The organism is Rhizobium sp. NXC14, from assembly GCF_002117485.1.
Classification (GTDB): Bacteria; Pseudomonadota; Alphaproteobacteria; order Rhizobiales; family Rhizobiaceae; genus Rhizobium.
Map to the genome: position 1 here is coordinate 1,960,027 of NZ_CP021030.1, position 26,661 is coordinate 1,986,687.

Annotated in this window: 32 protein-coding genes, 1 tRNA gene and 1 pseudogene; all 34 read left to right on the forward strand. The window is 60.0% G+C overall.

Annotation, left to right across the window (positions count from 1 at the left end):
* Window positions 1–498 precede the first annotated feature (498 nt).
* The 34 genes and pseudogenes from NXC14_RS09615 to NXC14_RS09770 all read left to right on the forward strand — a co-directional run bounded on the left by NXC14_RS09615 (window position 499) and on the right by NXC14_RS09770 (window position 26,660).
* Window positions 499–1,593, forward strand: a complete 1,095-nt coding sequence (locus NXC14_RS09615) for a DUF2157 domain-containing protein (RefSeq protein ID WP_085777943.1) — start codon at window positions 499–501, stop codon at window positions 1,591–1,593.
* On the forward strand, window positions 1,590–2,180 hold the full coding sequence (locus tag NXC14_RS09620; RefSeq protein ID WP_085777944.1) for a GDYXXLXY domain-containing protein: 591 nt from the start codon (window positions 1,590–1,592) through the stop codon (window positions 2,178–2,180). Before NXC14_RS09615 ends, NXC14_RS09620 begins: the two co-directional genes overlap by 4 nt.
* Before the next feature lie 496 nt (window positions 2,181–2,676).
* Window positions 2,677–5,253 carry a DNA-directed RNA polymerase gene (locus tag NXC14_RS09625; RefSeq protein ID WP_085777945.1) on the forward strand — a complete coding sequence of 859 codons (2,577 nt, stop codon included), beginning with the start codon at window positions 2,677–2,679 and terminating at the stop codon, window positions 5,251–5,253.
* Between the two features lie 152 nt (window positions 5,254–5,405).
* Window positions 5,406–5,567 (forward strand): hypothetical protein, encoded by a 162-nt coding sequence (locus tag NXC14_RS32350; RefSeq protein ID WP_157131385.1) that lies wholly within the window; start codon window positions 5,406–5,408, stop codon window positions 5,565–5,567.
* A gap of 15 nt (window positions 5,568–5,582) precedes the next feature.
* Window positions 5,583–6,260, forward strand: coding sequence for a hypothetical protein (locus NXC14_RS09630; protein ID WP_085777946.1), 678 nt, complete (start codon window positions 5,583–5,585; stop codon window positions 6,258–6,260).
* Complete coding sequence (locus NXC14_RS32355) at window positions 6,260–6,436, forward strand: hypothetical protein (RefSeq protein ID WP_157131386.1); 177 nt, start codon at window positions 6,260–6,262, stop codon at window positions 6,434–6,436. Before NXC14_RS09630 ends, NXC14_RS32355 begins: the two co-directional genes overlap by 1 nt.
* Before the next feature lie 32 nt (window positions 6,437–6,468).
* On the forward strand, window positions 6,469–7,266 hold the full coding sequence (locus tag NXC14_RS09635; RefSeq protein ID WP_085777947.1) for a hypothetical protein: 798 nt from the start codon (window positions 6,469–6,471) through the stop codon (window positions 7,264–7,266).
* Between the two features lie 85 nt (window positions 7,267–7,351).
* The gene (locus NXC14_RS09640; protein ID WP_085777948.1) at window positions 7,352–8,062 is read left to right on the forward strand and encodes an ssDNA-binding protein; all 711 of its coding nucleotides are present in this window, start codon (window positions 7,352–7,354) and stop codon (window positions 8,060–8,062) included.
* 7 nt (window positions 8,063–8,069) lie between these two features.
* The gene (locus NXC14_RS09645) at window positions 8,070–8,480 is read left to right on the forward strand and encodes an endodeoxyribonuclease (protein ID WP_085777949.1); all 411 of its coding nucleotides are present in this window, start codon (window positions 8,070–8,072) and stop codon (window positions 8,478–8,480) included.
* On the forward strand, window positions 8,473–9,093 hold the full coding sequence (locus tag NXC14_RS09650) for an N-acetylmuramoyl-L-alanine amidase (protein WP_157131387.1): 621 nt from the start codon (window positions 8,473–8,475) through the stop codon (window positions 9,091–9,093). Before NXC14_RS09645 ends, NXC14_RS09650 begins: the two co-directional genes overlap by 8 nt.
* Before the next feature lie 94 nt (window positions 9,094–9,187).
* Window positions 9,188–9,865, forward strand: coding sequence for a helix-turn-helix domain-containing protein (locus tag NXC14_RS09655; protein WP_085777950.1), 678 nt, complete (start codon window positions 9,188–9,190; stop codon window positions 9,863–9,865).
* Window positions 9,862–10,032 (forward strand): hypothetical protein, encoded by a 171-nt coding sequence (locus tag NXC14_RS32360; protein ID WP_157131388.1) that lies wholly within the window; start codon window positions 9,862–9,864, stop codon window positions 10,030–10,032. Before NXC14_RS09655 ends, NXC14_RS32360 begins: the two co-directional genes overlap by 4 nt.
* Window positions 10,029–10,229 (forward strand): hypothetical protein, encoded by a 201-nt coding sequence (locus tag NXC14_RS09660; RefSeq protein WP_085777951.1) that lies wholly within the window; start codon window positions 10,029–10,031, stop codon window positions 10,227–10,229. Before NXC14_RS32360 ends, NXC14_RS09660 begins: the two co-directional genes overlap by 4 nt.
* Window positions 10,226–10,408 (forward strand): hypothetical protein, encoded by a 183-nt coding sequence (locus tag NXC14_RS09665; RefSeq protein WP_085777952.1) that lies wholly within the window; start codon window positions 10,226–10,228, stop codon window positions 10,406–10,408. The genes NXC14_RS09660 and NXC14_RS09665 overlap by 4 nt, the downstream gene beginning before the upstream one ends.
* A gap of 159 nt (window positions 10,409–10,567) precedes the next feature.
* Window positions 10,568–12,031 carry a DnaB-like helicase C-terminal domain-containing protein gene (locus NXC14_RS09670; RefSeq protein WP_198175518.1) on the forward strand — a complete coding sequence of 488 codons (1,464 nt, stop codon included), beginning with the start codon at window positions 10,568–10,570 and terminating at the stop codon, window positions 12,029–12,031.
* A gap of 45 nt (window positions 12,032–12,076) precedes the next feature.
* The gene (locus tag NXC14_RS09675; protein ID WP_085777954.1) at window positions 12,077–14,164 is read left to right on the forward strand and encodes a DNA polymerase; all 2,088 of its coding nucleotides are present in this window, start codon (window positions 12,077–12,079) and stop codon (window positions 14,162–14,164) included.
* Window positions 14,165–14,167: 3 nt separating this feature from the next.
* Complete coding sequence (locus NXC14_RS09680; RefSeq protein ID WP_085777955.1) at window positions 14,168–14,374, forward strand: hypothetical protein; 207 nt, start codon at window positions 14,168–14,170, stop codon at window positions 14,372–14,374.
* A 72-nt stretch (window positions 14,375–14,446) separates the two neighbouring features.
* Window positions 14,447–14,848: a hypothetical protein gene (locus tag NXC14_RS09685; RefSeq protein ID WP_085777956.1), complete on the forward strand. Its 402-nt coding sequence runs from the start codon at window positions 14,447–14,449 to the stop codon at window positions 14,846–14,848.
* Window positions 14,848–15,045: a hypothetical protein gene (locus tag NXC14_RS09690; RefSeq protein ID WP_085777957.1), complete on the forward strand. Its 198-nt coding sequence runs from the start codon at window positions 14,848–14,850 to the stop codon at window positions 15,043–15,045. Before NXC14_RS09685 ends, NXC14_RS09690 begins: the two co-directional genes overlap by 1 nt.
* A complete protein-coding gene (locus NXC14_RS09695) occupies window positions 15,038–15,796 on the forward strand; it encodes a hypothetical protein (protein ID WP_085777958.1) in 759 nt (252 codons plus the stop codon). Before NXC14_RS09690 ends, NXC14_RS09695 begins: the two co-directional genes overlap by 8 nt.
* Window positions 15,781–16,479 (forward strand): hypothetical protein, encoded by a 699-nt coding sequence (locus NXC14_RS09700; protein WP_157131389.1) that lies wholly within the window; start codon window positions 15,781–15,783, stop codon window positions 16,477–16,479. Before NXC14_RS09695 ends, NXC14_RS09700 begins: the two co-directional genes overlap by 16 nt.
* 24 nt (window positions 16,480–16,503) lie before the next feature.
* A complete protein-coding gene (locus tag NXC14_RS09705) occupies window positions 16,504–16,980 on the forward strand; it encodes a hypothetical protein (RefSeq protein ID WP_085777960.1) in 477 nt (158 codons plus the stop codon).
* Window positions 16,977–17,135 (forward strand): hypothetical protein, encoded by a 159-nt coding sequence (locus NXC14_RS32365; RefSeq protein ID WP_157131390.1) that lies wholly within the window; start codon window positions 16,977–16,979, stop codon window positions 17,133–17,135. Before NXC14_RS09705 ends, NXC14_RS32365 begins: the two co-directional genes overlap by 4 nt.
* 494 nt (window positions 17,136–17,629) lie before the next feature.
* Entirely contained in the window at window positions 17,630–19,183 is a 1,554-nt protein-coding gene (locus NXC14_RS09720) for a portal protein (RefSeq protein WP_085777963.1), read from the forward strand.
* A gap of 119 nt (window positions 19,184–19,302) precedes the next feature.
* Window positions 19,303–19,812 (forward strand): hypothetical protein, encoded by a 510-nt coding sequence (locus tag NXC14_RS09725; RefSeq protein WP_085777964.1) that lies wholly within the window; start codon window positions 19,303–19,305, stop codon window positions 19,810–19,812.
* A gap of 9 nt (window positions 19,813–19,821) precedes the next feature.
* Window positions 19,822–20,586 carry a hypothetical protein gene (locus tag NXC14_RS09730; protein WP_085777965.1) on the forward strand — a complete coding sequence of 255 codons (765 nt, stop codon included), beginning with the start codon at window positions 19,822–19,824 and terminating at the stop codon, window positions 20,584–20,586.
* Window positions 20,587–20,595: 9 nt separating this feature from the next.
* Window positions 20,596–20,826 carry a hypothetical protein gene (locus tag NXC14_RS09735; protein WP_085777966.1) on the forward strand — a complete coding sequence of 77 codons (231 nt, stop codon included), beginning with the start codon at window positions 20,596–20,598 and terminating at the stop codon, window positions 20,824–20,826.
* An 85-nt stretch (window positions 20,827–20,911) separates the two neighbouring features.
* Window positions 20,912–20,986: transfer RNA gene (locus tag NXC14_RS09740), tRNA-Cys, on the forward strand.
* 182 nt (window positions 20,987–21,168) lie between these two features.
* A complete protein-coding gene (locus NXC14_RS09745; protein ID WP_085777967.1) occupies window positions 21,169–22,146 on the forward strand; it encodes a phage capsid protein in 978 nt (325 codons plus the stop codon).
* 69 nt (window positions 22,147–22,215) lie between these two features.
* Window positions 22,216–22,527, forward strand: coding sequence for a hypothetical protein (locus tag NXC14_RS09750; RefSeq protein WP_085777968.1), 312 nt, complete (start codon window positions 22,216–22,218; stop codon window positions 22,525–22,527).
* An 8-nt stretch (window positions 22,528–22,535) separates the two neighbouring features.
* Window positions 22,536–23,339: a hypothetical protein gene (locus NXC14_RS09755; RefSeq protein WP_245362141.1), complete on the forward strand. Its 804-nt coding sequence runs from the start codon at window positions 22,536–22,538 to the stop codon at window positions 23,337–23,339.
* Between the two features lie 88 nt (window positions 23,340–23,427).
* A pseudogene (gene istA / locus NXC14_RS09760) lies at window positions 23,428–24,985 on the forward strand (IS21 family transposase).
* The gene (gene istB / locus NXC14_RS09765; RefSeq protein ID WP_085777969.1) at window positions 24,927–25,661 is read left to right on the forward strand and encodes an IS21-like element helper ATPase IstB; all 735 of its coding nucleotides are present in this window, start codon (window positions 24,927–24,929) and stop codon (window positions 25,659–25,661) included. Before istA ends, istB begins: the two are co-directional and overlap by 59 nt.
* Window positions 25,662–25,937: 276 nt before the next feature.
* Entirely contained in the window at window positions 25,938–26,660 is a 723-nt protein-coding gene (locus NXC14_RS09770) for a hypothetical protein (protein WP_245362142.1), read from the forward strand.
* Window position 26,661 lies beyond the last annotated feature (1 nt).

Below are 26,661 nucleotides of genomic sequence, written 5' to 3' on the forward strand. Positions count from 1 at the left end.
GCGCCGCAGCTCGGATGCCGTTAAGTGCTTGAATTGTATACGATGCAATCGAAAAAAACGCCCGCCGGGGGAGGATCCGGCGAGCGCATTATATTGACTGGCAACTGGGAGGAGGAGTGTTGCCAGTCTATCACAGCGCGCTTGGGAGGAGGAGTGCGCGGCTGCGAATCTCATCACGAACAAAACGTCCGTGGGCATCCGGAAAACCGGGCCGGGGCGCCATCCCCGTGCTTCGATAGAGCGGTAAATAGTATGACTAATTGATATTTTGCAGTGCAATAAATACATAATGGGTATGCGTAAACCGCATGTCTGTCCTTCATATGCTCATATTAGCAGTTGCGACGTTAGCGCCCGGTTAACATCTGACCCAAATTAGACCACTGAGGAATTTGCATATTTGTCGCCGCGACGGGCGTTTGCGAAGCCGCTTGCTGCGGCTATAACGATGGAAGCCGTAGCGCCGGAGCGAGCGACACGGAAATGAGGGGTGGAGGTATGTATCGCGGCAGATTGGAGCGGGATCTCTCGCTCTGGGTGGGCAAGGGTCTGATTGGACAGGAAACGGCGGCCAAGCTTCTCACCGAATATGACAGCCGTCCGGCAAGTTTCAGGCTGGGTCGAGTGCTGATGGCGCTGGCGGCGGTGCTGCTTGCTGCTGCCGTCCTGCTGGTCGTCGCGTCCAACTGGGACGCCATTCCGCGGCTGGTGCGGGTCGGCGCCATTCTCGCGCTGATCTGGGCTGTGCACATTGCCGCTGCCTCCATGTTTGCCCGGGGTGCGACAACGGCAGCAAGCGGGCTGTTGGTCATCGGCGCGATGAGCTTCGGTGGCGCGATTTCGCTGGTCGGGCAGATGTATCATCTCTCCGGCGACGAGCAGACCGTGATGTATCTCTGGTTCGCGATTGCGACGGTCTCGGCGATCTTGTTTCGTTCGGGCGCGGTCGTCGTCGTCGCGGGCTTTCTCTCCTGGGCGTCCTTCGCCGTCTATCTCGAGAACAACGACACGCATTGGATCGGATTTGATCCCTGGATGGCGCCGGTCATGGCGGTGATCACAGTCGCGCTGGTGCGTTACACCGGTGCCGAGCGCGCCCGTCACCTCGCCTATCTGCTGTTGATCGGCTGGCTCGCCTGGCTCTATACTCTTTATGAGGAGATCGCGGTGGCGCTCGCCTTCGCGATCGGCGGCATGGCGGTGTTCGCGCTGACAGCCTTGCCGCACCCCCGTATCGCTTCCCTCGTCAGGAGTGCCGGCGCTGCGCCGGCTTTCTACAGCTTACTCATCGCCGTCATTGGCTTGCTGCTGCTGCATATCGAGATCGAGCAAGGCTGGCGGCTGGTGGTGCTCGGGGTGGCGACGCTCGCCGCTGCCGTGCTGGCGATCGCTCTGCAGGGCAGGGATAACGGCGCGGTGCGTTATCTCGCCTATACGACCTTTGCCGCGGAGATGCTCTATCTCGCCTCCGTCACCGTCGGCTCGATCCTCGGCACGTCGAGCCTCTTCCTGTTCTCAGGTCTCGTGGTGGCGCTCGTCGCCTGGATCGTCATCCGTCTCGAGCGGCGCTTTTCACGGGAGGCACGCGTATGAGCTCGTTGATGGCTAGGCTGCGATCCGGCAAGGGATATCTCTTTTCGGCGATCATCGTCGCCGGCTTGCAGACCGTGATCCTCGGCACGATCATCCAGAGCCGTGCATCGATCCTCGGCAGCGGCGCTGAGGTCCTGCTGAAAACCGCCCCGGTCGACCCACGGGATTTCCTGCGCGGCGATTATGTCGTGTTGAATTACGACATATCCAGGGTGCCAGTGCAGACGGTCTCCGGCGGTATTCCCGCCAATCCCGGCGAACGCATGCTGTGGGTCCGGTTGAAGAAGCAGGCGGACGGTTTCTGGACGGTGAGCGAATCGTCTTTCCAGGCGCTGCCGCCGCAGCCGGAGACGGTGATCCTGCGCAGTAAGCCTTTCTATAGCGGCGGGATGGCTGCGGGCGACAGCATCCGGGTCGAATACGGCATCGAGCGCTATTATGTTCCGGAAGGTCAGGGCAAGCCGATCGAGGAGGCCCGCAACGATGGCAATGTCGCCATAGCGGTGAGGGTCTCGCCGGATGGAAGCGCGCAGATTCGCAGCCTGCTCGTCGACGGCAAGCCGGTCTACGACGAACCGCTTTACTGATCTCCGAAGCCTTCGGGGCAGGGCGGCTTTGGGCCTTGAATGGCCTGTCATTGGACGTTCATTTTTCCTTTGCCTCGACCAAATCGGGTGATATAGAGACGCCGCGCTTCGGAAGGCCTCATGCGCAGGCATAGGCATGCGGTTCTGTGAACGCGGGTATGGTGAAATTGGTAGACACGCCAGATTTAGGTTCTGTCCCTATCATCAAGTCACCCGCGAATACTTCTCCCCTTAAATAGTAAGTAAGCCCCGGGAAACTGGGGCTTTCTTTCATCTAAAATATATTCACTGGTGGTTACTTATTAATTCACCAGTGGAAGCATGTCACATCTTTGTGTCATGGCGTGGGAAAATACCACCCACTTAAGGAGCCGCACCGGCCCCTCGGCAGCCATGCCACAGCGATTACCCCCCACTTAAGCAAAGCCCCTAGAACCGGCCCCTTAGAGGAGACCGGAAGGGAGCCTTTGGCCCACGCAAAGACGAGGACCACAGAATGACCTTCGATAACTCCATCCTTGAAACTCCACTCTTTGAACGTCAGCTTGAACTGGAACAGGAGATGAGAACCTCCGGTATCCAGAGGTTCAGAACGAACGTCGAGAAGGCCTCCATGAAGGGGGCTATGAGCGACACGATCGCTGTCAATCGTCTCGTCGTCGAAGCTCACGAGAAGGTGGTCGCAGCCATCGACGCATTTCTGGTCGAGGCCAAGAGCGGCGCGGCCGGTCGTCGCCACACGGCGTTAGCGTTCATCGATAAGCTCGATGTCGACACGGTCGCCAACATCACGGCTCGCGTCATCCTCGATGAGGTGACCCGCAAGTCGAACCTCACCAAGACCTCGCTCGCCATCGGCTCGATGCTGGAGAACGAGTTCAACTCCCGCAGGTTCGAAGAGGAGATGCCGAAGGCGCACAAGAAGTTCCTGAAGAAGGCGCAGAAGGAGAGCCTCGACCGGCGCAAGTGGTCGCATCTCCTGTACCCCGCACGGCTGCTCGGCGTTGAGCTGGAGGAGTGGAGCGAGAAGGATCGCATCCTCGTCGGTCTGAAGCTGGTCGACTTGTTCATCCAGGCAACCGGCCTGATCGAGAAGCAGGTGGTTCAGTCGGCCCGCTTCGGCACCCTCGAACTCCTCGTCGCGAACGACGCAACGCTGAAGTGGATGGAGACCGAGAACAGCAGGCTCGAACACCTGTTTCCGATCTACATGCCCACCATCGTCCCGCCGAAGCCTTGGACCTCGCCCTTCGACGGCGGCTATTACACGGCCTTCCGTCGCCTGAAGCTGGTCAAGACCCATAACCAGCAGTACCTCGAAGAGCTGGCCAACCGCGACCTGTCAGAGGTCTATGAGGCGATCAACGCCTTGCAGGACACCGCCTGGGCGATCAACACCCAGGTTCTGGACGTGGTCCGCACCCTCTATGAGGCTGGTGCCGGCGTTGCTGGCCTGCCTCAGGCTGACAAGTTGCCGATGCCCGCGCGTCCTCATTGGCTGCCCGAGGGCGGCGAGAAGCTGAAGACCGAGGACATGACCGAGGAGCAGCTCGAAGAGTTCAAGGCGTGGAAGGCTGAGACGCACCGGACGCACGTCGAGAACGCTGCGGTCTCTGGTCGTCGGGCCAGCTTCCTGCGCACCCTGGGTGTCGCTGAGAAGTTCAAGGGGGAGGAGGCCTTCTACTACCCCCACACCCTCGACTGGCGTGGCCGAGCCTATCCGCTCCCGCTGTATCTGACCCCTCAGGGCAACGATCTGCAGCGTGGCTTGCTCACCTTCTCGAACGCTGTTCCGATCCACGATCAGGAAGCGGCCGAGTGGCTGGCGATCCACGGTGCCGGCTGCTGGGGCTACGATAAGGTCGACATGGAGGAGCGTGTGCAGTGGGTGTTGCGGAACGAGGAGCAGATCATCGCCTCGGCTGAGAACCCCTATGACAACCGCTTCTGGATGGACGCGGACAAGGGCGAGAAGAAGTGGCAGTTCCTTGCGTTCTGCTTCGAGTGGGCTGGCCTCAAGCGCGAAGGCTATGGCTATATGTCCTGCCTTCCGATCCAGATGGACGGCACCTGCAACGGCCTTCAGAACTTCTCCGCAATGCTCCTCGACGAGGTCGGTGGCGCTGCGGTCAACCTCATCCCTGCCGATGAGCCGCAGGACATCTATCAGCGGGTCTGCGATATCGTCTGCGAACAGCTCGCTCGCGATCTCAACAGCACCGATCTGGTCGTCCTCAAGGGCAAGACTGACAGCGGAGAGGAGTACGAGAAGGTGGTCTGCACGGTCGCTGAGATGGCTGCCGGATGGCTCCCGAAGATGGGCCGAAAGGTCACCAAGCGGCCGGTCATGACGCTGGCCTATGGGGCACGTCGCTTCGGCTTCGTGTCTCAGGTCGACGAGGACACCATCAAGGACTGGCGGGCTGGCTCTCCCGAGAGCTACCCCTTCGTCAGCCGGGGCGATGACGGAAAGCCCACCGACTATGGCTACAAGGCAGCCCAGTATATGGGCGGTCTGATCTGGGACTCGGTCGGTGAGGTCGTGGTCAAAGCTCGCGAGGCCATGGACTGGCTTCAGGCTGCCTCTCAGGTTGCCTCGAAGGAGGGACTTCCAATCAACTGGTCAACGCCCGTAGGCTTCCTCGTGCAGCAGGCCTACCGTGTGCCGAACACGAAGCGAGTGGACACGACGTTCAACTCGCAGCGCATTCGCCTCACGTATCAGCACGGGGTAGGGAAGATCGACAGTCGCCGGCAGGCGTCTGGTATCAGCCCGAACTGGGTCCACTCGCTCGACGCCTCGCACCTGATGAAGACCATTGGGCGAAGCAAGCGCGAAGGGATCAACTCCTTCTCGATGATCCACGACAGTTACGGCACCCACGCGGGCAATGCCTGGGCTCTCGCACGGTACCTTAGGGAGGAGTTTGTCCAGATGTACTCACAGGTGGATGTATTGGCTCGCTTTAAGGAGGAACTGGAGGCCCAGACTGGGGAGAAGCTCCCCGACCTGCCGGCCAAGGGCAACCTCGATCTCAATCAGGTTCTTGAGAGCCCGTTTTTCTTTGCCTGAATGCATGCACGGGTGAATTTAATATCGACCAAGGTGATCCCTCTGAGGGGGATTACCACCCACTTAAGCAAACCCACGGCGCGGCCTCAGAACACGGGGCTTCAGCCGATTACCCCCCTTAAGCAAATAGCTCAAACAGCAGGTCTCATCACATGAACAACTCCGACGCCCACAAGGCTCAGAGCGCGCTCGGTCGCGCTATCGCTCTCTGGAATACCGGACGCGAAATCTCTTTCCAGCACGGCCAGGAGCTGCGCGAAGACGGCTACGACGTGGCTGCCCTCCGTCGCTTCCACTTCAAGCTCGCCATCTGAGGAGCAGCCAGCCTGATGATCAAGTTGACCCCCGCGATCTACGGCGCAGCCCCCAAGGAATTGGGCTGCATCGAGCTGGACACCAGCGAAATGATGTTCTGGCTTTACCTCCCCATCAAGGTGGCAGGCACACGCTCGGACAAGCTGCCCAAGCAGTTGCAGAAATATGATGAGCTGATCGACATTGTCTTCGACGATGTTCGAGAGAGCTTCGGCATGCAGCGCTGGCGCGAGAGCTTCGTCTATCTCTCCGTCAAAATCCTCCACGTAACCCCAGATGCCCCCGGCAATCGTCCTGGCTGGCACTCTGACGGCTTCCTGACGAACGACCTGAACTACATCTGGGCCGACCGTAATCCGACCGAGTTCCTGATCACGGAGGGGACACGTATCAGCGTCCCTGAGGATCACAAGGAGTCCATGACTGCCTTTGAGTTCTGGGCAAACAACATCTCGAACAAGGGCGACCGGCTTGAACACGCCAAGGTGAACCACCTCTATCGCCTCGATCAGACGAACATCCATCGGGTGTCGCTGAACGTCGAGAGCGGGAAGCGGGCGTTCATCAAGGTCTCGGTCTCCGACAAGCCTTACGTCCAGCTCGGCAACTCCATCAACCACGATCTGCCTGAACACCCGCTGCCTTCACTGGAGCGGCAGGCCGAGCGCAATTGCCCGCAAGGGAAGATGTGATGACCCACTCCCGCATCGGCAAGGTCACTTTCAAGTCCCCGCGTTCGGGGGCGTTCGGAAGAACCATCGTCCCGGCTCGTTCGGGCCGAGGCTATGTCCACCAATACTTCAAGCGCATATCGGAACTCGAATGGGTGCCCATCACCCTCCTCGAATACGTGCGCTCCACCCGCTGATCATCAGCCCTCGACATCTGAGAGAAAACAACATGTTCCACAAGTCCGTTACCGTCGTACCGTCTAGCCTCAATTGCCTGACACGCTCCGGCGCTGTCACGCTCGCCACGGTCAACACGAAGACCCACCTCAACCTGATCGTCAGCAAGCCTGATCTGACCCTTTCTCCTGCTGAAGCGCAGCAGCTCCGCGATCTGTTGATCGAAGCCTACCCTCTCGAAGCCCCCGCAACGACCAAGTTCAAGGCCGGCGACAAGGTCACCTACAAGGCCATCGTCGGCTACGGTGCGCGCGGCATGGACGGCCGGAAAGGCGTGGTCGAGTCAGCCCAGGCTGGCGGCTGGTTCATGGTCAAGTTCGTCGGTGGCCCGTTCGACAGTCTGATCAAGGTCCACGAGAACTTCCTCGAACTGCAGCCGGCAACTTCGACCCAGCATGTCGGAGGCTTCAGGATCGGTGACCGTGTTCGTCGTCTCCAGGGCAGCCGGAAGGGCGAGGTCTTCACCGTAACTGAATTCAACAGCAGCCTCACGGAGCTGAAGGTCGACGGCATGACAGGCTGGCGGATGCCGAAGTACTTCGAACCCGTCACTGAAGCCGTCCAGGCACCTGCAGTCCCCGTCACCGGTCGATTCATCGTCGCCGCCCTCGAAGGCACCACCTACGCCCCCGGCAGCAAGCCGAAGGTCCACCTCACGAACACGGCTGCCGAGGCCGAGGCACAGCGCTTGGCCAAGGAAATCGGCGGGACCTACCACGTCCTCAAGGCCACCTTCGAAGCCAGCCGCGAGAAGCCGGTGATCCCCCCGGTCAAGACGGCGAAGCTTTAACTACACCAATCCACCCGTGGATTTTTTCAGCCCCTTCGCCAGCCGGTGAGGGGGCTTTTCCTTTTTCTCCAGCAGGACTTTCCATATGGCAGACAAGAAGAAGAACCCGTCGCTCAACTCCCCTCGCGGTCCCCTGAAGTTCCCGAAGATCGACAAGGTCGACTACGGCACGAAGGAATACCCGAAGCCGAACGGCGAGTACTCCACAAAGCTGGTGCTCGAAGCTGACGCACCGGCAACCAAGGCCTTCATCGCCGCCCTGATGCCGCACTATCAGGCCGCAATGGAAGAGGCCGCAGCGAAGTTCAAGGAACTCAAGGTCGAGACCCGCAAGAAGCTCGGCAAGGTCACCGAGAACGACCTGTTCACGACCCTCTACGATCAGGAAACCGAGCAGCCGACCGGCTACATCGAATTCAAGTTCGCGATGGCTGCGAGCGGCGAGCGCAAGGATAAGACGAAGTGGGCCGCAAAGCCTGCGATCTTCGACGCTAAGGGCAAGCCGATGGTCAAGGTCCCGGAAATCTGGTCAGGCACCGAGGCCAAGGTCTCGTTCGAATGCCAGCCGTACTTCATCCCAGGCACTGGCGCGGCCGGCCTCAAGCTGAAGCTGAAGGCTGTTCAGATCATCGACCTCGTCTCCGGTGGTCAGCGCTCCGCATCGAGCTACGGCTTCGGTGCCGAGGACGGCTACGAATACGAAGAGCCGGCGACCGAGGAGAACGAGAGCGGCTTCGGTGATGAGAGCGGCGAGGACACCTCGTCGAAGACCATCGACGACGACATCCCGTTCTAAGGATCACATGACCTACCGCACATCCGCAGCAGGACTGCGCGCGGTGGGCATTCGAGAGGGCTTCCGCTCCGGTCTTGAGGACAAGGTGGGCGATCAGCTTCGGGCGCAGGGCATCAACCCGCGCTACGAGGAGGTCGTCATCCCTTACGTCAAGCCCGAGCGGAAGGCCAAGTACACCCCAGACTTTCAGCTCCCGAACGGTATCTTCATCGAAACCAAGGGGCGCTTCGTAACCGAGGACCGGCAGAAGCATCTGCTGGTCAAGACGCAGCACCCCGAGCTGGACATCCGGTTCGTCTTCTCGAACCCCAAAGCCCGCATCTCCAAGACATCACAAACAACCTACGCCGATTGGTGCCTGAAGCACGGCTTCAAGTTCGCGGCGAAGGTCATCCCCCAGGAATGGATCGATGAGTAGCATGTTCACACCTCGCAAGGTGACCTCCTACCTCGTCGTGCATTGCTCGGCCACGCAGCCCAAGATGGACATCGGCGCGAAGGAAATCCGCCAGTGGCATCGCGAGAAGGGCTGGATCGATATCGGCTACCACTTCGTCATCCGCCGCGATGGCACGGTGGAACTCGGCCGGCCCGAGAATGTGGTCGGCGCTCACGTCGAAAACCACAACTCCAATTCAATCGGCATCTGCCTCGTTGGCGGTGTCGATGCAAACATGAAGGCGCAGAACAACTTCACGCCGGCCCAGTTCGCCACGCTCGCGATCAAGCTCCGTGAGCTGCGCGGCAAGTACCCTGGGGTCACCGTTCAGGGACACCGGGATTTCCCAGGTGTGAAGAAGGACTGCCCGTCGTTCGATGTCCGCAAATGGATCAACGAGACCGGCGTTTTCGAGACCTCGCATGTGCCGGCTGAACCGGACGCCCGAGCAGTAGAGATCACCAGCGCCACCCCCACGATTTTCAGTCTGGCGAAGAAGTACGGAACGACCGTCGAGGCAATCCTCAAGGTCAACCCGCACGTCGACCCAGCAAAGCTGAAGGTCGGTCAGGTCATCCGCCTCCCGGGCTGATTACCACCCACTTAAGCTGACCTCCAACTGGCCCTCACGGTTCCCTCCGTGGGGGTCTTTTCGTTTTTACGACCTCAACTCCCGAGAGATCACCATGACGCAATACGCTGTTGGCACACATGTTCGCCACACGAAATTCCCGCAATACGGCATTGGCCGCGTCCGCTTCTGCCACACAAACGGCACCTCAATGGCTGTCGAGTTCGAGAACCCCACGATGCTCGGCCATGATTGCGCCGGCCATGGTAAGCCGAACCACTGCCGCTGGTCCAAGGCCAATAGCCTTGAACTGATCAACCCCTTCAAGGCCGGCGACACGGTACTCGTTTGCGCGTTCGAAGACCGCAGCCAGCCTGATTTCTTCTACGAACATGGCTTCGCGGGGCGGCAGGGTGTTGTTGATTACGCCCACAAAGACGCGACGGTCACTGTTACGGTGTCGGGCTTCAACTACAACCAGTATGTACCCGCCGCTGACCTCACGCTGGTCAAGGTCGACCCCGTCGAGGCAGTCAAGAAGGCAACCCCGAAGGTCAGGACCATCGTCTTCCAGTCGGGCAGCCAGTGCGACCGTCTGGTCAAGTACCTGATTGCAGGCAACTCCATCACCCCACTCGTGGCCCGTCAGTTGTTCGGCGTCGAGCGCCTCGCAGCTCGCATCCTCGAAATCAAGAAGGCCGGCCACAAGGTCACCTCGACGATCAAGACCGATGTCAACGGCAAGGTCTACGCCGAGTACGCCCTTCGCAAGGCTGGGAGGGTCTACGCATGACCCAGAAGCTCCTCGGCTATCTCGCTTGGGACTACGCAACGAACACGCCGAAGAGCGGCACCCGCCGCTTCAAGGTCTGGACCACTGCGAAGGAAGCCTCCCGCTCCATCCCTGATGGCTCGAACCGCTACGGTGTGAAGCCAATCTATGTGGAGGTTGAGGAATGAAGGACTTCATCGACCAAGAACTCGCAGTAGGTGATCGTGTTGTGCATGGCGTGGGCGGTCGCGGTGGCGGTCTCTCCGGCCCCTACAAGGTCGTCGGCTTCACCGAGCAGATGGTGAAGATCGACTACAAGAGAGCGTGGCGTAAGGAAGACTACTCGCTGGTCGCTCCGCATTGCCTCGTGAAGGTGGCACCATGAGCAGGGCGATGCACGAGTTCCTCAGCGGCTTCTTCGCGATGGCCGTCGTCCTCAGCCTATTTCTGTTCATGATCGTCACGGCCATCCTCGCCTTCAAGGCGCTCGGCCCGCTGGTCGGGGCCGTGGTCGTGATCTTCTGGGCCTCTGTCATCAGCGGCCTGAGGGACGCCCTGAAGTAACCCATGTCAGAAAGCTCCTTCGTTCGTAAGGAGCCATGCCCGCAGTGCGGCTCAAGGGACAACCTTGGCCGCTACTCGGACGGCCACGGCCACTGCTTCGGCTGTGACTACTACGAGCCGGGAGATGGCTCCGCACCCCAAACATCAAGGAAAGCAAAGATGTCGCGAGAACTCATCTCGGGCGGGGAATACCGTGCCCTTTCAAAGCGCGGCATCACCGAAGAAACCTGCCGCAAGTTCGGCTACCAGATCGGTCACTTCAAAGACCAACTTGTCCACATCGCCCCTTACTATGACGATGAGGGAAACCTCACGGCCCAGAAGGTGCGCTTTGCGGACAAGACCTTCACGGTCACCGGCAACATGAAGCCGGCGCTGCTCTTCGGGCAGAACCTCTGGAGTGGCGGTGGTCGTAAGGTCGTCATCACCGAAGGCGAGATCGACGCGATGTCGGTCAGCCAGGTGCAGGGCAATAAGTGGCCTGTCGTGTCCATTCAGAATGGCGCTCAGTCCGCGAAGAAGGCCCTGTCCAATGCCCTCGAATGGCTCACCACCTTCGAGGAAGTGGTCCTCATGTTCGACATGGACGAGCCGGGGCGAGAAGCCGCAGCCGCGTGTGCTGCTCTCTTTCCTCCAGGCAAGTGCAAGATCGCCCGACTACCGGACAAAGACCCCAACGCCTTGCTCATGGCAGGGAAGGGGGACGAGATCATCACTGCCGTCTGGCAAGCCCAGACCTACCGCCCCGACGGGGTCGTGGTTTTCAAGGACATCAAGGAGGCCGCTCGTCGGCCTATCGAGATGGGCCTCCGGTGGTTCTCTGATCGCCTGACGAAGCTCACCTACGGCCGACGCTGGGGTGAGGTTTATGCCTTCGGCGCTGGCACCGGAATCGGGAAGACCGACTTCCTCACCCAGCAGATCACCTTCGATGTCACCGAGCTGGGACAGAAGGTCGGCGTGTTCTTCCTCGAACAGATGCCTACCGAGACGGCGAAGAGATTGGCTGGGAAGTTCTCCGGTCGACGGTTCCATATCCCAGACGATGGGTGGACCGAGGCCGAGCTGGACGAAGCGCTCGATAAGCTCGATCAGGACATGCTGTTCTTTTACGACAGCTTCGGGGCGACCGAGTGGTCCGTCATCCGCGAGACCATCCGCTACCTCGTTCACAGTGAGGACGTGAAGGTCTTCTACATCGACCACCTCACGGCCCTTGCGGCTGCCGAGGACGACGAGCGCAAAGCCCTCGAACAGATCATGGCCGAGATGGCTGCCCTAGCTAAGGAGCTGGGCATCATCATCCACCTCGTTTCGCACCTTTCCACGCCGGAAGGGAAGCCCCACGAAGAAGGTGGTCGCGTCATGATCAGGCACTTCAAAGGCAGCCGAGCCATTGGCTTCTGGTGCCACTACATGTTCGGCCTCGAACGTGATCAGCAGCATGACGATGAGCGTCTCCGTTCGGTGACAACCTTCCGTGTGCTGAAGGATCGCTACACCGGCCAAGCCACGGGCGAGATCATCTATCTCGGCTATGAGCGCGAGAGCGGCAGGCTCTACGAAACCAGTATCGAGTTCGGGGATGAAACGTCACCGGCGAGTGACGACACCCCCTTTTAATCGAAAGCATCCACGAGTGGATAGTTACTCCAGCGAGAGAACATCATGGACTTCAATTGGCATTGGCCAGACGGGTCGGTAATCGACGCGCCTGCGCCTTCCACATACATCTTCGACTGCGAGACTGACGGGCTTCTGGACACCCTGACAAGGGTCCACTCGTTGGTCATGCGTGACCCGCATAGTGGCTTCACGATCTCCGCGACCCCGAACGAATACGGTTCCGATGATCCCACAATCATCACGGACTGGACCGTCGAGGAAGCGTTACATGCCCTGATGAACGCCGATGTCATCATCGGCCACAACATCATCAAGTTCGACATCCCGGCATTGCAGAAGGTGTTCCCGTGGTTCGAGCCGAAAGGCTTGATCATCGACACCTTGGTCTGCTCCCGCTTGCTCTGGTCCGACATTGCTGACCACGATCTCAAGCAGGTTCGAAAGGGCTACCCAGGCAAGCTGGTCGGCTCCCACTCCCTGAAAGCCTGGGGCTACCGCCTCGGTGTGCTGAAGGGGGAGTTCGGGGAAACCTCCGACTGGCAGTTCTGGTCCCCTGAAATGCAGACTTACTGCGAGCAGGACGTTGAAGTCACTGCGAAGCTATACGCCCGCATCCAGAAGAAAGACCCCGCCAAGAAGTCCCTGTGGATCGAGCACGAGTTCTGCAAGATCATCGCCATGCAGGAGCGCCATGGCTTCGCCTTCAACGAGGCCGAAGCGATCAAGCTCTATCACCAGCTCGTTCAGCGACGAATGGAGATTGCAAGGGACCTTCAGGTTGCGTTCCCTCCGGTCGAGAAGACCGAGGTGTTCATCCCCAAGGTGAACAATAAGCAGCGTGGCTATGTGAGGGGCGAGCCATTCACGAAGAAGTGGATGGTCGAGTTCAACCCGTCCTCCCGGCAGATGATCGCAGATCGCCTGCAGGCCATGGGCTGGGTGCCCCAGGAGTTCACTCCTTCCGGCCAGCCGAAGATCGACGAAACGATCCTCCAGGCCCTGCCTTATCCGCAGGCCAAGGTATTGGCTGAACACTTCCTCGTCGAAAAGCGCATCGGTCAGTTGGCCGAAGGCGATCAGGCGTGGCTTAAGCTCGTCAGGAAAGGGCGCATTCATGGCTCCGTCAACACCAACGGTGCGGTCACTGGTCGCTGCACTCACAGCGGCCCGAACGTGGCTCAAGTGCCCAAAGTGGGCAGCCCTTATGGTGCTGAGTGCCGAGCGTTGTTCAGCACTACGTCCCGCTGGGTTCTTGTGGGTGCCGACCTATCTGGCCTTGAGCTGCGATGCCTCGCCCACTTCATGGCCCTCTTCGATGATGGCGAGTTCGGCCGCATCCTCATTGAGGCTGACGCCCACTGGACTAACGTCCAAGCGCTCGACCTGACGCAGGAGGCGAGGGACGACCATAAGCCGCTCCACATCCTTTACCGCAATGGCTCGAAGACCTTCATCTACGCCTTCCTCTACGGGGCAGGCGACGAGAAGATCGGGTCGGTCGTCTATGACATCATGGTCGAGGCGCGGAAGAAGGGCCTGCCTTACCGGCACCTTGCAGACAAATACTTCAAGGGAAGCGAGGAGCCCGATAAGGAGCAGCTCAAGGCGGCTGGCAAGAAGCTGAAGAAGTCGTTCCTCCAGCGCACCCCGGCGCTGCGCCGCCTCCGCGAGGTGGTGGAACTGAAGGTGCTCGGCTTCGTCCGCAAGGAGCGGCCCCTCATCGTCAACCCGGTCTATGCCGGCAATTGGCGGCAGGACAGCGCCAAGCAGTGGTGGTTCAAGGATGGCCCTGGTGGCGTCCTCGTCGGCCTCGACGGACGTAAGCTCCACATCAGATCGTCCCATGCGGCCCTCAACACGCTCCTGCAATCTGCGGGCGCGCTGATCTCGAAGGTCGCGATGATCTTCGCTTACCGTGAACTATCCACGCGTGGGTACATATTCGGTAAGGACTACGGCTTCGTCGCCCACATCCACGACGAAATCCAGACCGAATGCCGGCCTGAGATCGCGGACGAAGTGGGCCAGATCGTCGTCCAAGCGATGCGTGACGCGGGGGCGTTCTTCGCCTTCTCGTGCCCCATCGACGGGGAATTCAAGATCGGAAACAACTGGAAGGAAACACACTGAGCCATGCTCGAAATCCTCAAGCAGGCCTTGGAGAACCCCTTCAAGACCAAATCGAACTTCGCCCGTGAGAACGCCGATCTGATTGCCATGGCAGCCAGCGACGGTTTCATCACGACCCGCATGGCTGCCGGCCTGTACTCCCGCAAGTGGATGATCACGCCGGTCGGCCTCTCCCACTATTACGCACTGTCGGGGATGAGCCATGACTGAGCGCACCGCTAAAATCCTATCGGTGATCATCCTCGTGGCAATCGTCGTCGACATCGCGAGGCTGGTCTCCTGATGTTCGACCGCACGTTCGTCGGTGGGCGCACGACCCACCACCATCACATGACCATCAACCAACAGCCGAACGATGCTGCCGATGCGGCCCGCCTCTATGGCGAGCTGCAAGACAAAGCCGGGGATTCCATCAAGGAGATCATTGGGCACCAAGTCGCGGACACCAAGGTCGAGTTCGTAACGCTCGATACCTGCCGCGATGTCCTGCACTTCAAGGACCACGTCCGAATGGTCTTCAAGATCAACGGCAAGACCTTCGAGACGAGGGTCGAGATCGATGAGTTCAACCGCGACGAACCTCGCGAGCGTGTGGCTTATCGCGCAGTTGCCGAGGGCATCACCAACACCCTGATGGATCGGTCGATCCTTCAAATCTATCAAACCTTTGCGAGGAGACGCTGATGTCAACCAAACGCTGGGTCACCTTCGGTCGCACCGAAAGCGGTGACGATCTGGTCCCGATCATCTGGGACGAACGCCCGCCGCACCATGTCGTCAATGACGCATATGCGGAACTCTACCCGGACGAATACCGCTTCGTCGGTCACGTCAACTGGACGGCAGCCGAAGCAGAGGAGGGTGTCATCCTCCATGACTAGAACCCTCCTCATCGACGCGGACGTGGTCGCCTACGTGGCTGCCTCGTCCCTTGAGGTGGCGACTGACTGGGGCGACGGCTACTGGACTTGGCACGTCGACGAGTTCGAGGTGCAGAAGAAGGTCAAGCAGATCATCGACGACACGATGGAAGACCTGAAGGGCGATGCCTGCAAGCTCTGCCTGACCGACAGCCTCGGAAACTTCCGCAAGTCCGTCCTGGCCACCTACAAGGGCAACCGCTCGAACATCAAGAAGCCCTTGGTTCTGATGAAGACCAAGGAGTGGATGATCGAAGAGCTTGGCGCTTACTTCCGCCCAGGCCTCGAAGGTGACGACTGCATGGGCATTCTCGCCACCATGAAGGGCACCGACGAGCGCATCATCGTGTCCATCGATAAGGACATGAAGACGATCCCCGGCAAGTCCTGCCGCAACATCGACGGCAAGACCAAGATCGTCGAATACTCCGAGCAGGAGGCCGACTACTGGCACCTCTACCAGACCCTCATGGGTGACACCACGGACGGCTATTCAGGCTGCCCTGGCATTGGCCCGAAGAAGGCTGAGGCGATCCTCGGCCCGATTGAAGACTTCGATCTGGCAGAGGGCTGGGCGAGCGTGGTTGCCGCCTTCGAGAAAGCCAAGCTCACCGAAACCGATGCACTGACGCAGGCCCGCGTGGCTCGCATCCTCCGTGCGTCCGACTACGACTTCAAGAAGAAGGAGCCTATCCTGTGGCAACCACGGTAGACGGCAAAATCCTCCGCTGTACGGGCTGCGGCTCGACAATGAATGAGGACGAGTTGCGGGAAAAGCGTAAGACAAACCCGAAGCTCATCGCATGTTGTCCCGAACGCAGCATGAAATGGCAGCCCAAAGGAAAGCTGATCGCCCTCTACAGCGATGCAGCCGGTAGTGGGAAGTCTGAGGTCGCCAAAGTCCTCATCCAGCACGGCTTCGCAAACGAGAAGTTCGCCGGCCCGCTGAAGAACATGGCCCGTGGTCTCCTCGGCTCCATGGGCTTCGAGGACACGACGGTCGAGCGGATGATCGAAGGTGACCTGAAGGAGGCAGTCATCCCCGGCTTCAAGACGGTGACCCCACGTCAGATCATGCAGACCCTGGGCACTGATTGGGGCCGCGAGGCCATCGATCAAGACCTCTGGACCAAGGTGGCAGCCGCCAAGATCGAGGGCCTGAGAGACAAGGGAATCGATGTTGTCGTCGACGATCTCCGCTTCCCCAATGAATACGACCTGATCACTTCCCTCGGCGGGACGCTGGTAAAAGTCGTTCGGCCTGACCCTTCGAGGGAGGCCGGTGGTGCATATGAGGGCCGTCTTAAGGACCACCTCTTCCACCACGTCATCCACAACACTGGAACACTTCGCGACCTCTACACGAAGACACTCGTCGTCGCGCAGTCCATTTAACCTCTTTAATTCACTGGTGAATTCATGATCAAGAAGTTCTTCGCTGGTCTCCAGCTTCTCGCAGTCGCTCTCCTCTCGGTGATGCTCGTCTCTGTCTCCCTGGCCGAGGCCGCTTCCTTCGGCGGTTTCCGTGGTGGCAGCTCCTTCCGCTCGTCCTCGTTCAGCTCCTCGCGGTCGTTCTCGCGCCCGTCGACTTCCTTCAGCCGCCCCAGCACCAGCTACAGCCTGCCCTCAACGAGCTACTCGCGACCGGCCTACAGCTACAGCCGTCCGTCCTCAAATTCCTACTCCTCGACCACGATCAACCAGTCGAGCGGTGGCGGCTTCTTCTCCAGTATGCTCGGCTCGATTGCTGGCTACGGCATCGCCTCCTGGCTGTTCGGCGATGACGAGAAGCCGGCTGAGCAAGCTCCCACCCAGGCACCCGCCCAGGCCGCACCTGCAGCACCGGCCGCACCCGTTCCGACGACTACTGTGCAGGAAGCTCCGAAGGCACAGTGAGCAGCTTGCAGGACCACACGAACGAAAACTTACCAAGCGACCTGAAGGTCTCCCGCAAGGGGGGCCAGCTCGTCCTGCAGACCAGAACCGCGACGATCTACCTCGATTTCAGCCGGCGCGCTGAGCTGGTCGAGGCGATCAAATCCTTGGGGTGAAAGACCACCCCGAGGGCTTTTTCAATTACCCCCCACTTAAGGATAACTCGATGGCCGCTGACGAAGATCGCTTCCCTCATATCCCCAAAGACCTCGTCGAGGCTCTCGATAAGAGGTTCCCTGAGAGGACCCCCTCATTAAAAACCTCCTTAGATGAGATCAGATGGAGTGGGGGTGAGAGAGCTGTCGTGAGGTTCCTCCTCGAACAATATCGCCGTCAGAATGAGACGGTGATCAACGAACAGGTTCTCCGATAAATGTGCCCACCGAAAGTCAAGCAGCAGAAGGTCGAGGCTGTAGCCCAGACCCCGCCGCCCGCTCAGCCTGCGGCCACCGTCAATCAGGCTGGCCCGAAGACGCCCGACGAACTCTCCCCCGAGCAGGCAGCCATTAAGGCCAAGCGCAAGGGCAGATCTGGTCTCCGCATCCCGCTCGACGCGGGCACTGGTGGGGGCGCAACCGGGATCAACGTTCCACAGGCATAAGGTTCCCCGATGACCGGACAAACAGCTTCCGGTCGTTATCAGCAGCTCAGCGCAGCCAGGTCTGTCGTCCTCGAAAGGGCACGGGCGTCTGCCAAGCTGACCATCCCATCGCTTCTCCCTCCCTCAGGTCACTCTGAGTCCTCGGCTCTTCCGACCCCTTTCCAGGGCATCGGCGCACGGGGCGTGAACAATTTGGCCTCCAAGCTCCTGCTGGCCCTTCTCCCTCCGAACTCCCCCTTCTTCCGTCTGATGATCGACGACTTCACGCTCGAACAGTTGACGCAGCGGCAGGGGATGAGAGCCGAGGTCGAGAAGGGCCTGAACAAGATCGAGCGGTCGTTGATGACGGAGATCGAGACCACGGCAATCCGTGTGTCCGCCTTCGAAGCGCTGAAGCAGCTCCTCGTTGCTGGTAACGTCCTAATCTACCTCCCGAACGAGGGAGGCATGCGGGTCTTCCGTCTCGACCGCTATGTGGTCAAGCGTGACCCGATGGGCAATGTGATCGAGATCATAACCCGCGAAGACATTTCCCCTGACATGGTCCCTGAGGCCATGAAGGCACACGTCAAATCCAAGTCGAAGTCGAACGAGAAGACCGTCGAGCTGTACACCCACATCGTCCGAACGGCCGACCGATGGGTCATCAGGCAGGAGATCAAGGGCATGACCGTGCCCCGTTCGCGTGGCTCTTATCCGCTCGATAAGTGCCCGTGGATTGCCCTGCGGTTCACCAAGATTGACTGCGAGGACTACGGTCGCGGCTACGTCGAAGAATATTACGGCGACCTCCTGTCCCTCGAAACTCTCCAGCAGGCCATCGTGGAGGGCTCGGCTGCGGCTGCCAAGGTGCTGTTCCTCGTGAACCCGAATGGCACGACCCGCATGACCGACATTGCCAAGGCCCCGTCTGGCGCTGTCCGCTCGGGCAATGCCGAAGACGTAAGCGTCCTGCAGTTGGAAAAGTACGCCGACTTTCAGATCGCCTTCAAGACGATTGAGACCATCCAGCAGCGCCTGTCGTTCGCCTTCCTCCTGAATACCGCAATCCAGCGGGCAGGGGAGCGCGTAACGGCCGAAGAGATTCGGTACATGGCCGGCGAGCTGGAAGATGCCCTTGGTGGCGTCTACTCGATCCTGTCGCAGGAGTTCCAACTCCCGCTCGTCCGCGTTCTGATGTTCCGCATGGAGCGGACCAAGAAGATACCTCCGCTGCCCAAGGGTGTAGTCAGGCCGACCATCACGACCGGCCTCGAAGCGCTCGGTCGCGGCCATGACATGAACAAGCTTCAGGTCTTCGCCAGCGCAGCAGTGCAGGCCGCTCAGCTACCGCCTGAGATCAATAAGACCGACTTCCTAACCCGCATCGGGACCTCCCTTGGCATCGACATGGCCGGCCTCGTCCAGACCCAAGAGCAGCTCGCCCAGGCTCAGCAGACAGCGATGATGCAGCAGCTCATCGAGAAGCTCGGCCCGAAGGGGATGGACATCCTCCGAGATCAACTCAAACCAGAGGTGCAGAATGGCGCGCAAGCCCAAGCCCAATCAGCCTCCTCAGGGTGACGAGAGCGCGGTAACCAAAGTTGCCCCTCTGACCTCTGAGGTGCCTTCCGGTCGTGCCGGTCCCAAGCGGACTGTCCACGATGGCGGCATCGTCTCCCTCGACTTCTAAGGACTACCTCATGACCTCATTCGGTGACGCCTTCAAGGCTGCCCGCAAAGCTGGCAAGACCACCTTCAAGTTTGGGGGCAAGTCTTACCACACCAAGACGAAAGACGAGATGGCCAAGACCAAGAAGGCCGTCCCGACACCAACACCTCGCCCCGAGGCGATGAAGACTGATGCTCAGGCTGCCGTCGACAGCGCTCCGAAGGCTGCCCCGAAGGTAGCCGATAAGCCTGCCCCGAAGCAGGATTACCCGCGTCCCGCGAAGGCCGTGGGGATCGCCAGCGCCAATTCGGTGATCGGCCAAGCTGCGGCTGCCCGTGAGAACGCCCCGGCTCTCAAAATCCCGTCCCGTGCAAATGCCAACGCGAACACCGTGCAGAAGCCCCAGGCTCCCGCTCGGGGTACTTCGACGCCGGCCGAGAAGCAGGGACCGAAGCCCGAAGAGCAGCAGTGGTTCGCCCGCAAGGGGTCCGCGATCTCGCTCGGCATTGCCCGCCGCCGCAACGCTCCAGTCTCGAAATAAGCAGGAACCATGGAAAACGAAGTGAACGAACAGGACCAGATCGTGGTCCCCGGCTCTGACGAGCATAACGCTCTGATGGTCGAGAAATTCCAGAACCAGTCCGGTTCCAACGAGAAGCCTGCCGAAACGCCCGCTGAACGTCCCTCCTGGCTCCCCGAGAAGTTCCAGACGCCGGAAGCCCTGGCTGAAGCCTATGCTGAACTGGAACGCAAGCAGTCCACGCCGGCACCGAAGGGTGACGAAGCTCCCCTCGATCAGGCCCGTGAAGCGGTCACCGCAGTCGGCCTCGACTTCGACGCCTTCGGCGCTGAGTTCGCTGAGAAGGGCGCGCTGTCCGATGAGAGCTACGCCAAGCTGGCCGAGAAGGGCCTCTCCAAGGAACTTGTCGACGACTTCATCGCCGGCCAGGAAGCGAAGACCCAGCTCCACCGTGCCGAGGTCCTCCTCGCAGTCGGTGGCGAAGACGCTTATGCGCAGATGACCGAATGGGCAGCCTTGAACCTCACGCCGGCCGAGATCGCTGCCTACAACGATCAGGTCGACAGCGGCAACACCACCGCAGCTAAGATGGCTGTTCAGGGGCTGAAGGCTCGCTTCGTGGCTGCCAATGGCGACGACCCTGAACTGCTCAATGGCGATACCAACGGCAGCTCCTCGGAGGTGTACCGGTCGACCGCAGAACTCACCGCAGCAATGCGTGACCCGCGCTACAAGAAGGACCCAGCCTACCGAGCTGATGTCCAGCGCATCCTCTCCAAGTCCTCTCTGTTCTAAGGAACGCCAATGACCGCACTCGCCTCTATCGTGGCGCTGGTTTGGGCTCACCTCGACGACATTTTCGCAGTGCTCTTCGCGCTGCAGGCCGTCCTCGTTTTGATCTCCAAGCTGACGCCGACCCCGAAGGATGACGCCATCGCTGCGAAAATCCTGTCGGTCCTCGAAAGCATCGCCTCCGTCCTCTCCGTCAAGCGGAAGGACTTCCCGGCAGCTCCGACCGGCCCGGGCCTCTACTAATATCTGCTTGCCCCTTCGGGGGCAGGCATGCCGCTGGTCAGTCCTGGGGCGGTGAAAATGAGACGAGAATGTCTACCAGGACTAAGATCGGGTGCCGGAATGGTTACGGCTCGGACTGCAAATCCGAAGCATGTCGGTTCGATCCCGACCCCGATCTCCAATCATCCTACCCTGTGAAAGAAGTTCGACAGTGCTGCGTGCCTCATACGCGGCTGTCCAAGGTAATCCCAAGAACACCACTCTGCAAACTTAGCCCCGATGCGTCGGGACAACTTTGTCGTGTCGAGTGAAGACGTTCTCGGAAGCCTGATCAACTTCCAACTCTTCACAGGAAATACTTAAATGGCAAACGCCAACGTTACCCGCATCGGTCAGATCAACGGCTCTGGTGATGTGGATGCACTGTTCCTCATGCAGTTCGCAGGCGAAGTCCTCACTGCTTTCGAGGAAACCAACGTCGCCCTCGAACACACGATGACGCGCACGATCAATTCCGGCAAGTCGGCTCAGTTCCCGGCGACTGGTAAGGTCGGTGGCGAATACCATGTTCCCGGCACTGAGATCACCGGTCTGAACCTGAAGGCTGCCGAGACGGTCATCACCATCGACGACCTCCTGATCTCGCACGGCTTCATCGCCAACATCGACGAGGCCAAGACCCACTACGATCTGCGCTCGATCTACTCGACCGAGATGGGCCGCTTCCTGGCCAAGACGATGGACAAGCACCTGCTTCAGGTCGGCGTCCTCGCTGCCCGTGCCACGAACGTGGTCGACGGTGAACCGGGTGGTTCGGTCATCCTGACGGGTGAAGCCGGTCTGCCGGCCACGCCGAACTTCAACACCAACGGCGACCACCTCGCAGCCGCGCTGTTCATCGCAGCCCAGAAGCTCGACGAGAAGGACGTGCCGGAAGAAGAGCGTGTCGCCTTCGTCCGCCCCGCCCAGTATTACAACCTCGTCAAGGCCACCAACAACCTGAACAAGGATTGGGGCGGCATGGGTTCCTACGCTGAGGGCTCGATCCTCAAGGTCGCCGGCATCCAGATCGTCAAGACGAACCACCTGCCGAACGCGGACCTCTCGGCCGCTACCGGCGTTGAAGCTGGTTCGGGCCTGAAGTATCGCGGCAACTTCGCGAACACCTCCGCACTTGTCATGCACAAGTCGGCGGTCGGTACCGTCAAGCTGCTCGATATGGGCATGGAGTCGGCCTACGACATCCGCCGTCAGGGTCACCTGATGGTCGCCAAGTACGCGGTCGGTCACGGCATCCTGCGCCCGCAGGCCGCTGTCGAAATCCGCAACGCTGCGGCCTAATCAATCCACCAGTGAATTCAGGGGAGGCTCCTTCGGGGGTCTCCCCTTTTTTTCGTGAAGGACATTCACATGGCTTACGAAAGCAAGCGTGACCCTTACCCGAGCTTCAGCGGACGAACGCTGATCAGCTCACCGACCAAGTGCTACAAAGTCGGGACCGGGGACATCGGCGCAAAGGAGCTGCCGATCTATTCCAAGGCACTCGCAATCTACGTCCCTGATGGCGCGACTGCGACCATTTCTATGGTCTATCTGAATGACGATGATGGAGCTGCGGTCACCCGCACTTTCACCGCAGGTAACCACTATATCGCAGCCCGCATTCGGCGCATTACGGCAGTCTCGAACGCCAGCGTCGAAATCCACATCGAGACGGAATAGGAGGCCCCATGCCAATCATCGGCGTGACGGTCTCTCCTCGATTTGGGAGGGCTCCTCGTCGGGCGCTCGGGCACCCTGCGTGGGTACCGGACGCCAACCGTTATATGCCCGCAGCCACCGGAACACGCTGGCCTACAGGCAACACGGCAAACCCTTGGACATATCCGGCCGGCCTGAACTACCAGTGCTCCAAGCTGTTCTTCGGGTCCCCCGACTATCCGACCAATGACTTCCTGATCCCATTCGTTGGCTTTGCGCTCACCGAAGGTGGTAACGCACCGCAGGAAACCCAAGGTCCAACCACAGACACGCTCCTCGACGAGGCGTTCTTCATCCACCCCAATGGCACCGAATACCCGATCCTCTTTGGGGGACTGGCGGCAGCCACCATCACGGCAAACACAGGTATCGTCTACGGGCAGGTAACCCTCCCGACAGCCCTCCCAGCTTGGTCCATCTTCGGTATCCGCACGGTCTACCATGGCAACGTAGGTGAGAACCGGTTGGGCGCCTACCGAATCCAGCGACACCGTGGTGAGAAATATTGGGGCGCGGGTGACCTCGCTTCCATTCGTGCCCTTGCGGCAGCTAATGGCCCCTCGACGCCAGCCCTTGACCCAGACACTTGGTACAACACCGTTGGCAATGCCACCAACTCCCAGACGCAAGCCTATGGTCCAGCCTTGGTGCTGGCTAAGGGATGGGATGGCAGGCCGGTTCCTCTCATGCTCGCGGACTCACTTGCGGAGCGGCAGGAGATCGCTGCGTCGGCAGACGAGCGGCGAAATATGTGTTCCGGCGTGCAAATTTGACCCCCTTGGCGGGGTAATCGGCGTCCAATTTTGACCCCCCTCAGATTTCATCTGACCATCCGGCTTTTAGCGGCGGATGGAGCGGGAGTTGAAGCGAGTGGATACGATTGCGCGTGTTCGACGGGCCTTCCATGTGCAGGGCTGGTCCGTGAAGAAGATCGTCCGGGAACTTCATGTGTCGCGCAACACGGTTCGCAAGATACTGCGTTCCGACGAGACGGATTTTACCTATGAACGAGAACGGCAACCGTTGCCAAGGATCGGAGCCTGGAAGGCGGAGATTGAGCGGTTTCTGACAGCCAATGAGGGCAAGCCGTCGCGCGAGCGGCTGACGTTGATCCGGATTTACGAGGAGGTTCGGGCACTCGGCTACGATGGCAGTTATGACGCGATCCGGCGATACGCCAAGACCTGGGCGAAGAACCGGGGAGCAGTGACGGCGGAAGCCTATGTGCCTCTCTATTACGCTCCAGGTGAGGCTTACCAGTTCGACTGGAGCCACGAGATCATTCTGGTCAACGGCGTGACGACGACCGTCAAGGTCGCCCATGTCCGGCTCTGCCACAGCCGGATGATGTTTGTCCGGGCCTACATGCGCGAGAGCCAGGAGATGGTGTTCGACGCGCATGACAAGGCCTTCGCCTTCTTCCGTGGCACCTGCACGCGCGGCATCTACGACAACATGAAGACGGCGGTCGAAGCGGTGTTCGTTGGAAAGGAGCGACAATACAATCGCCGCTTCCTGCAGATGTGCAGCCACTATCTGGTCCATCCCGTTGCCTGCACGCCTGCATCCGGATGGGAGAAGGGACAGGTCGAGAACCAGGTTGGTCTCGTGCGCGAACGCTTCTTCACCCCACGCCTTCGCGTCAAAAGCCTGGAAGAGCTGAACGTCTGGCTGCTCGATAAATGCATCGCCTACGCCAAGGCACATCGCCATCCCGAGCAGACGGAGCGGATGATCTGGCAGGTGTTCGAGGAGGAGCGCGGCAGCCTGGTGCATTACGTTGGACCGTTCGACGGTTTCCACTGCGTCCCGGCCTCCGTGTCGAAGACCTGCACCGTCCGCTTCGACAACAACAAATACTCCGTCCTCTCAACGGCGGTCGGCCGCCCTGTCGAGGTTCACGCCTATGCCGAGAAGATCGTCATCAGGCAGGACGGGGTGAACGTCGGTGAGCATCAGCGCTGCTTTGGTCGTGGCGAGACGATCTACGATCCTTGGCATTATGTACCTGTTCTAGCTCGCAAACCTGGCGCTTTGCGCAACGGGGCGCCTTTCCGCGAATGGGTTTTGCCCGCAGCGATGGAGAAAGTGCGCAGGCGGCTGAAGAGCGTCTATGACGGTGATCGGCAAATGGTCACCATCCTCGGCTGCGTTCCGGCGGACGGTCTGGCGGCTGTCGATGCTGCCTGCCAGGAGGCTTTGGATCAGGGCGTCTGCTCGGCCTCGGTGATCATCAATATTCTGGCCCGCAGCCGTGATCCGGCTCCGGCCGCAGCTCTGCAAACCCCGGATGCGCTGCGTCTGACCCATGAACCGGTCGCCGACTGCGCACGCTATGACAGCCTCAGGAGGGCAAGTTGATGGAACGCACGCAGGTTCTCGAACTCATGAGCACGCTGAAGCTCTATGGAATGCGTAGCGCTTACGACGAGGTCATGGGTAACGGCATCAAGCGGCAGCACGAACCGCCCCGCATCGTCGGCGATCTATTGCAGTCGGAGATCGCCGAAAAGCAGGCACGCTCCATTCGCTACCAGCTCAGCATCGCCAAGCTGCCGCTTGCCAAAGACATCGACGACTTCGACTTCGCTGATACGCCCGTCAATGAATCCCTGGTGCGGGAATTGGCCACCGGCACCTTCGTCGCCGATCAACGCAACGTCGTCCTCGTCGGCGGCACCGGAACCGGGAAGAGCCATCTCGCCATCGCGATTGCCCGTGCACTGATCCGCAACGGAACACGCGGGCGCTTCTTCAACGTCGTCGATCTGGTCAATCGGTTGGAAACGGAAACGCGCAGCGGCAAGCAAGGTCGGACGGCCGACTACCTCAACCGTCTCGACTTCATCATCCTCGACGAACTCGGCTATCTGCCATTTGCCCAGGCAGGCGGTCAGCTCCTGTTCCATCTGATCAGCAGGCTCTACGAACACACGTCGATCATCGTCACCACGAACCTGGCGTTCGGCGAATGGCCGACGGTGTTCGGCGACGCCAAAATGACGACAGCACTTCTGGATCGTCTGACCCATCATTGCGAGATTGTCGAAACCGGAAACGAGTCCTGGCGCTTCAAGAACCGCTCTCAAAGCTAAAGCCGAAGACGATCATCACCCGCACTTGGCCTACCCTCTGCAACCCCGGCCAGCGCCGGGCAGGCCAAGTGCTGATCTACACCACCAAGGGGGTCAAAATTGGATGCCGATAAGGGGTGAATTTTGGACGCCGATTGACAGCGAAATATGGGCATTTGGAGACGGTGGCTCGACCAGAGAGACCCTGTATGGGGAAGCCTAATCCCGGTCGTCATGGGTGTCCCAGGTGCTCACTCTGAGTACGAGTTGGCAACCAACGCTACGAAGCGCTGGGTTATGATCGACTACATCCGCGACAACTTCAACGGTGGTAAACCGATCTGGACCTTCGTCCTCGACCAGTCTGGCCGTAACGATACCACTACGACCTTGAGCTTATGGCAGAGCCGTAAGTTCGGCTTGCCTAGCCGCGTCAAGACCCGATACGGCGCAGGCACCCACATCGTCGGTATGACCCTCATGCCGACCTTCTCGTCGAGTGACGCTGGGCGCAGCGTAGCAGGCTACTCAGTGACCACCCAGTGGGACCCCGTGTCTGGAACCCTCGCGAGTGTGAACAGCTCGATCAAGTCGTCCACTTGGTACAACAAGGTAATCGACCTGCTGCCCGCCTTCATGTCGGACGGTGATCCCAGGAAGGGTCCAGCCGCTGAACTGTTTCCACTTGGCAACGTGATTGGCCACCCAGGCAATCAAGACGGCACGACAAACTGGGACACTATACGGCTACCTTCGTCGGTACCGTTGGGCTCCCGCGTCATGTTCGAATACCAGCCAGGGCTATGGACCAGCCGAACGCTTTCTGGGCGGACGGATAGGGGTGACGGCACGGCTGACTACAAGGTCGTGGAGGTCTTACCGACGAACGTCCAGGACAACGCAACACTCCTCGGTCATGGCATGGCCCCTGACTTCATCCATCCGGCCCTCCACGGTGTCCTGAGGACGGTCAGTCGCATCCCGCAGTCGGAGAAGTCCAAGTTCTATCCGGCTGCCTAAA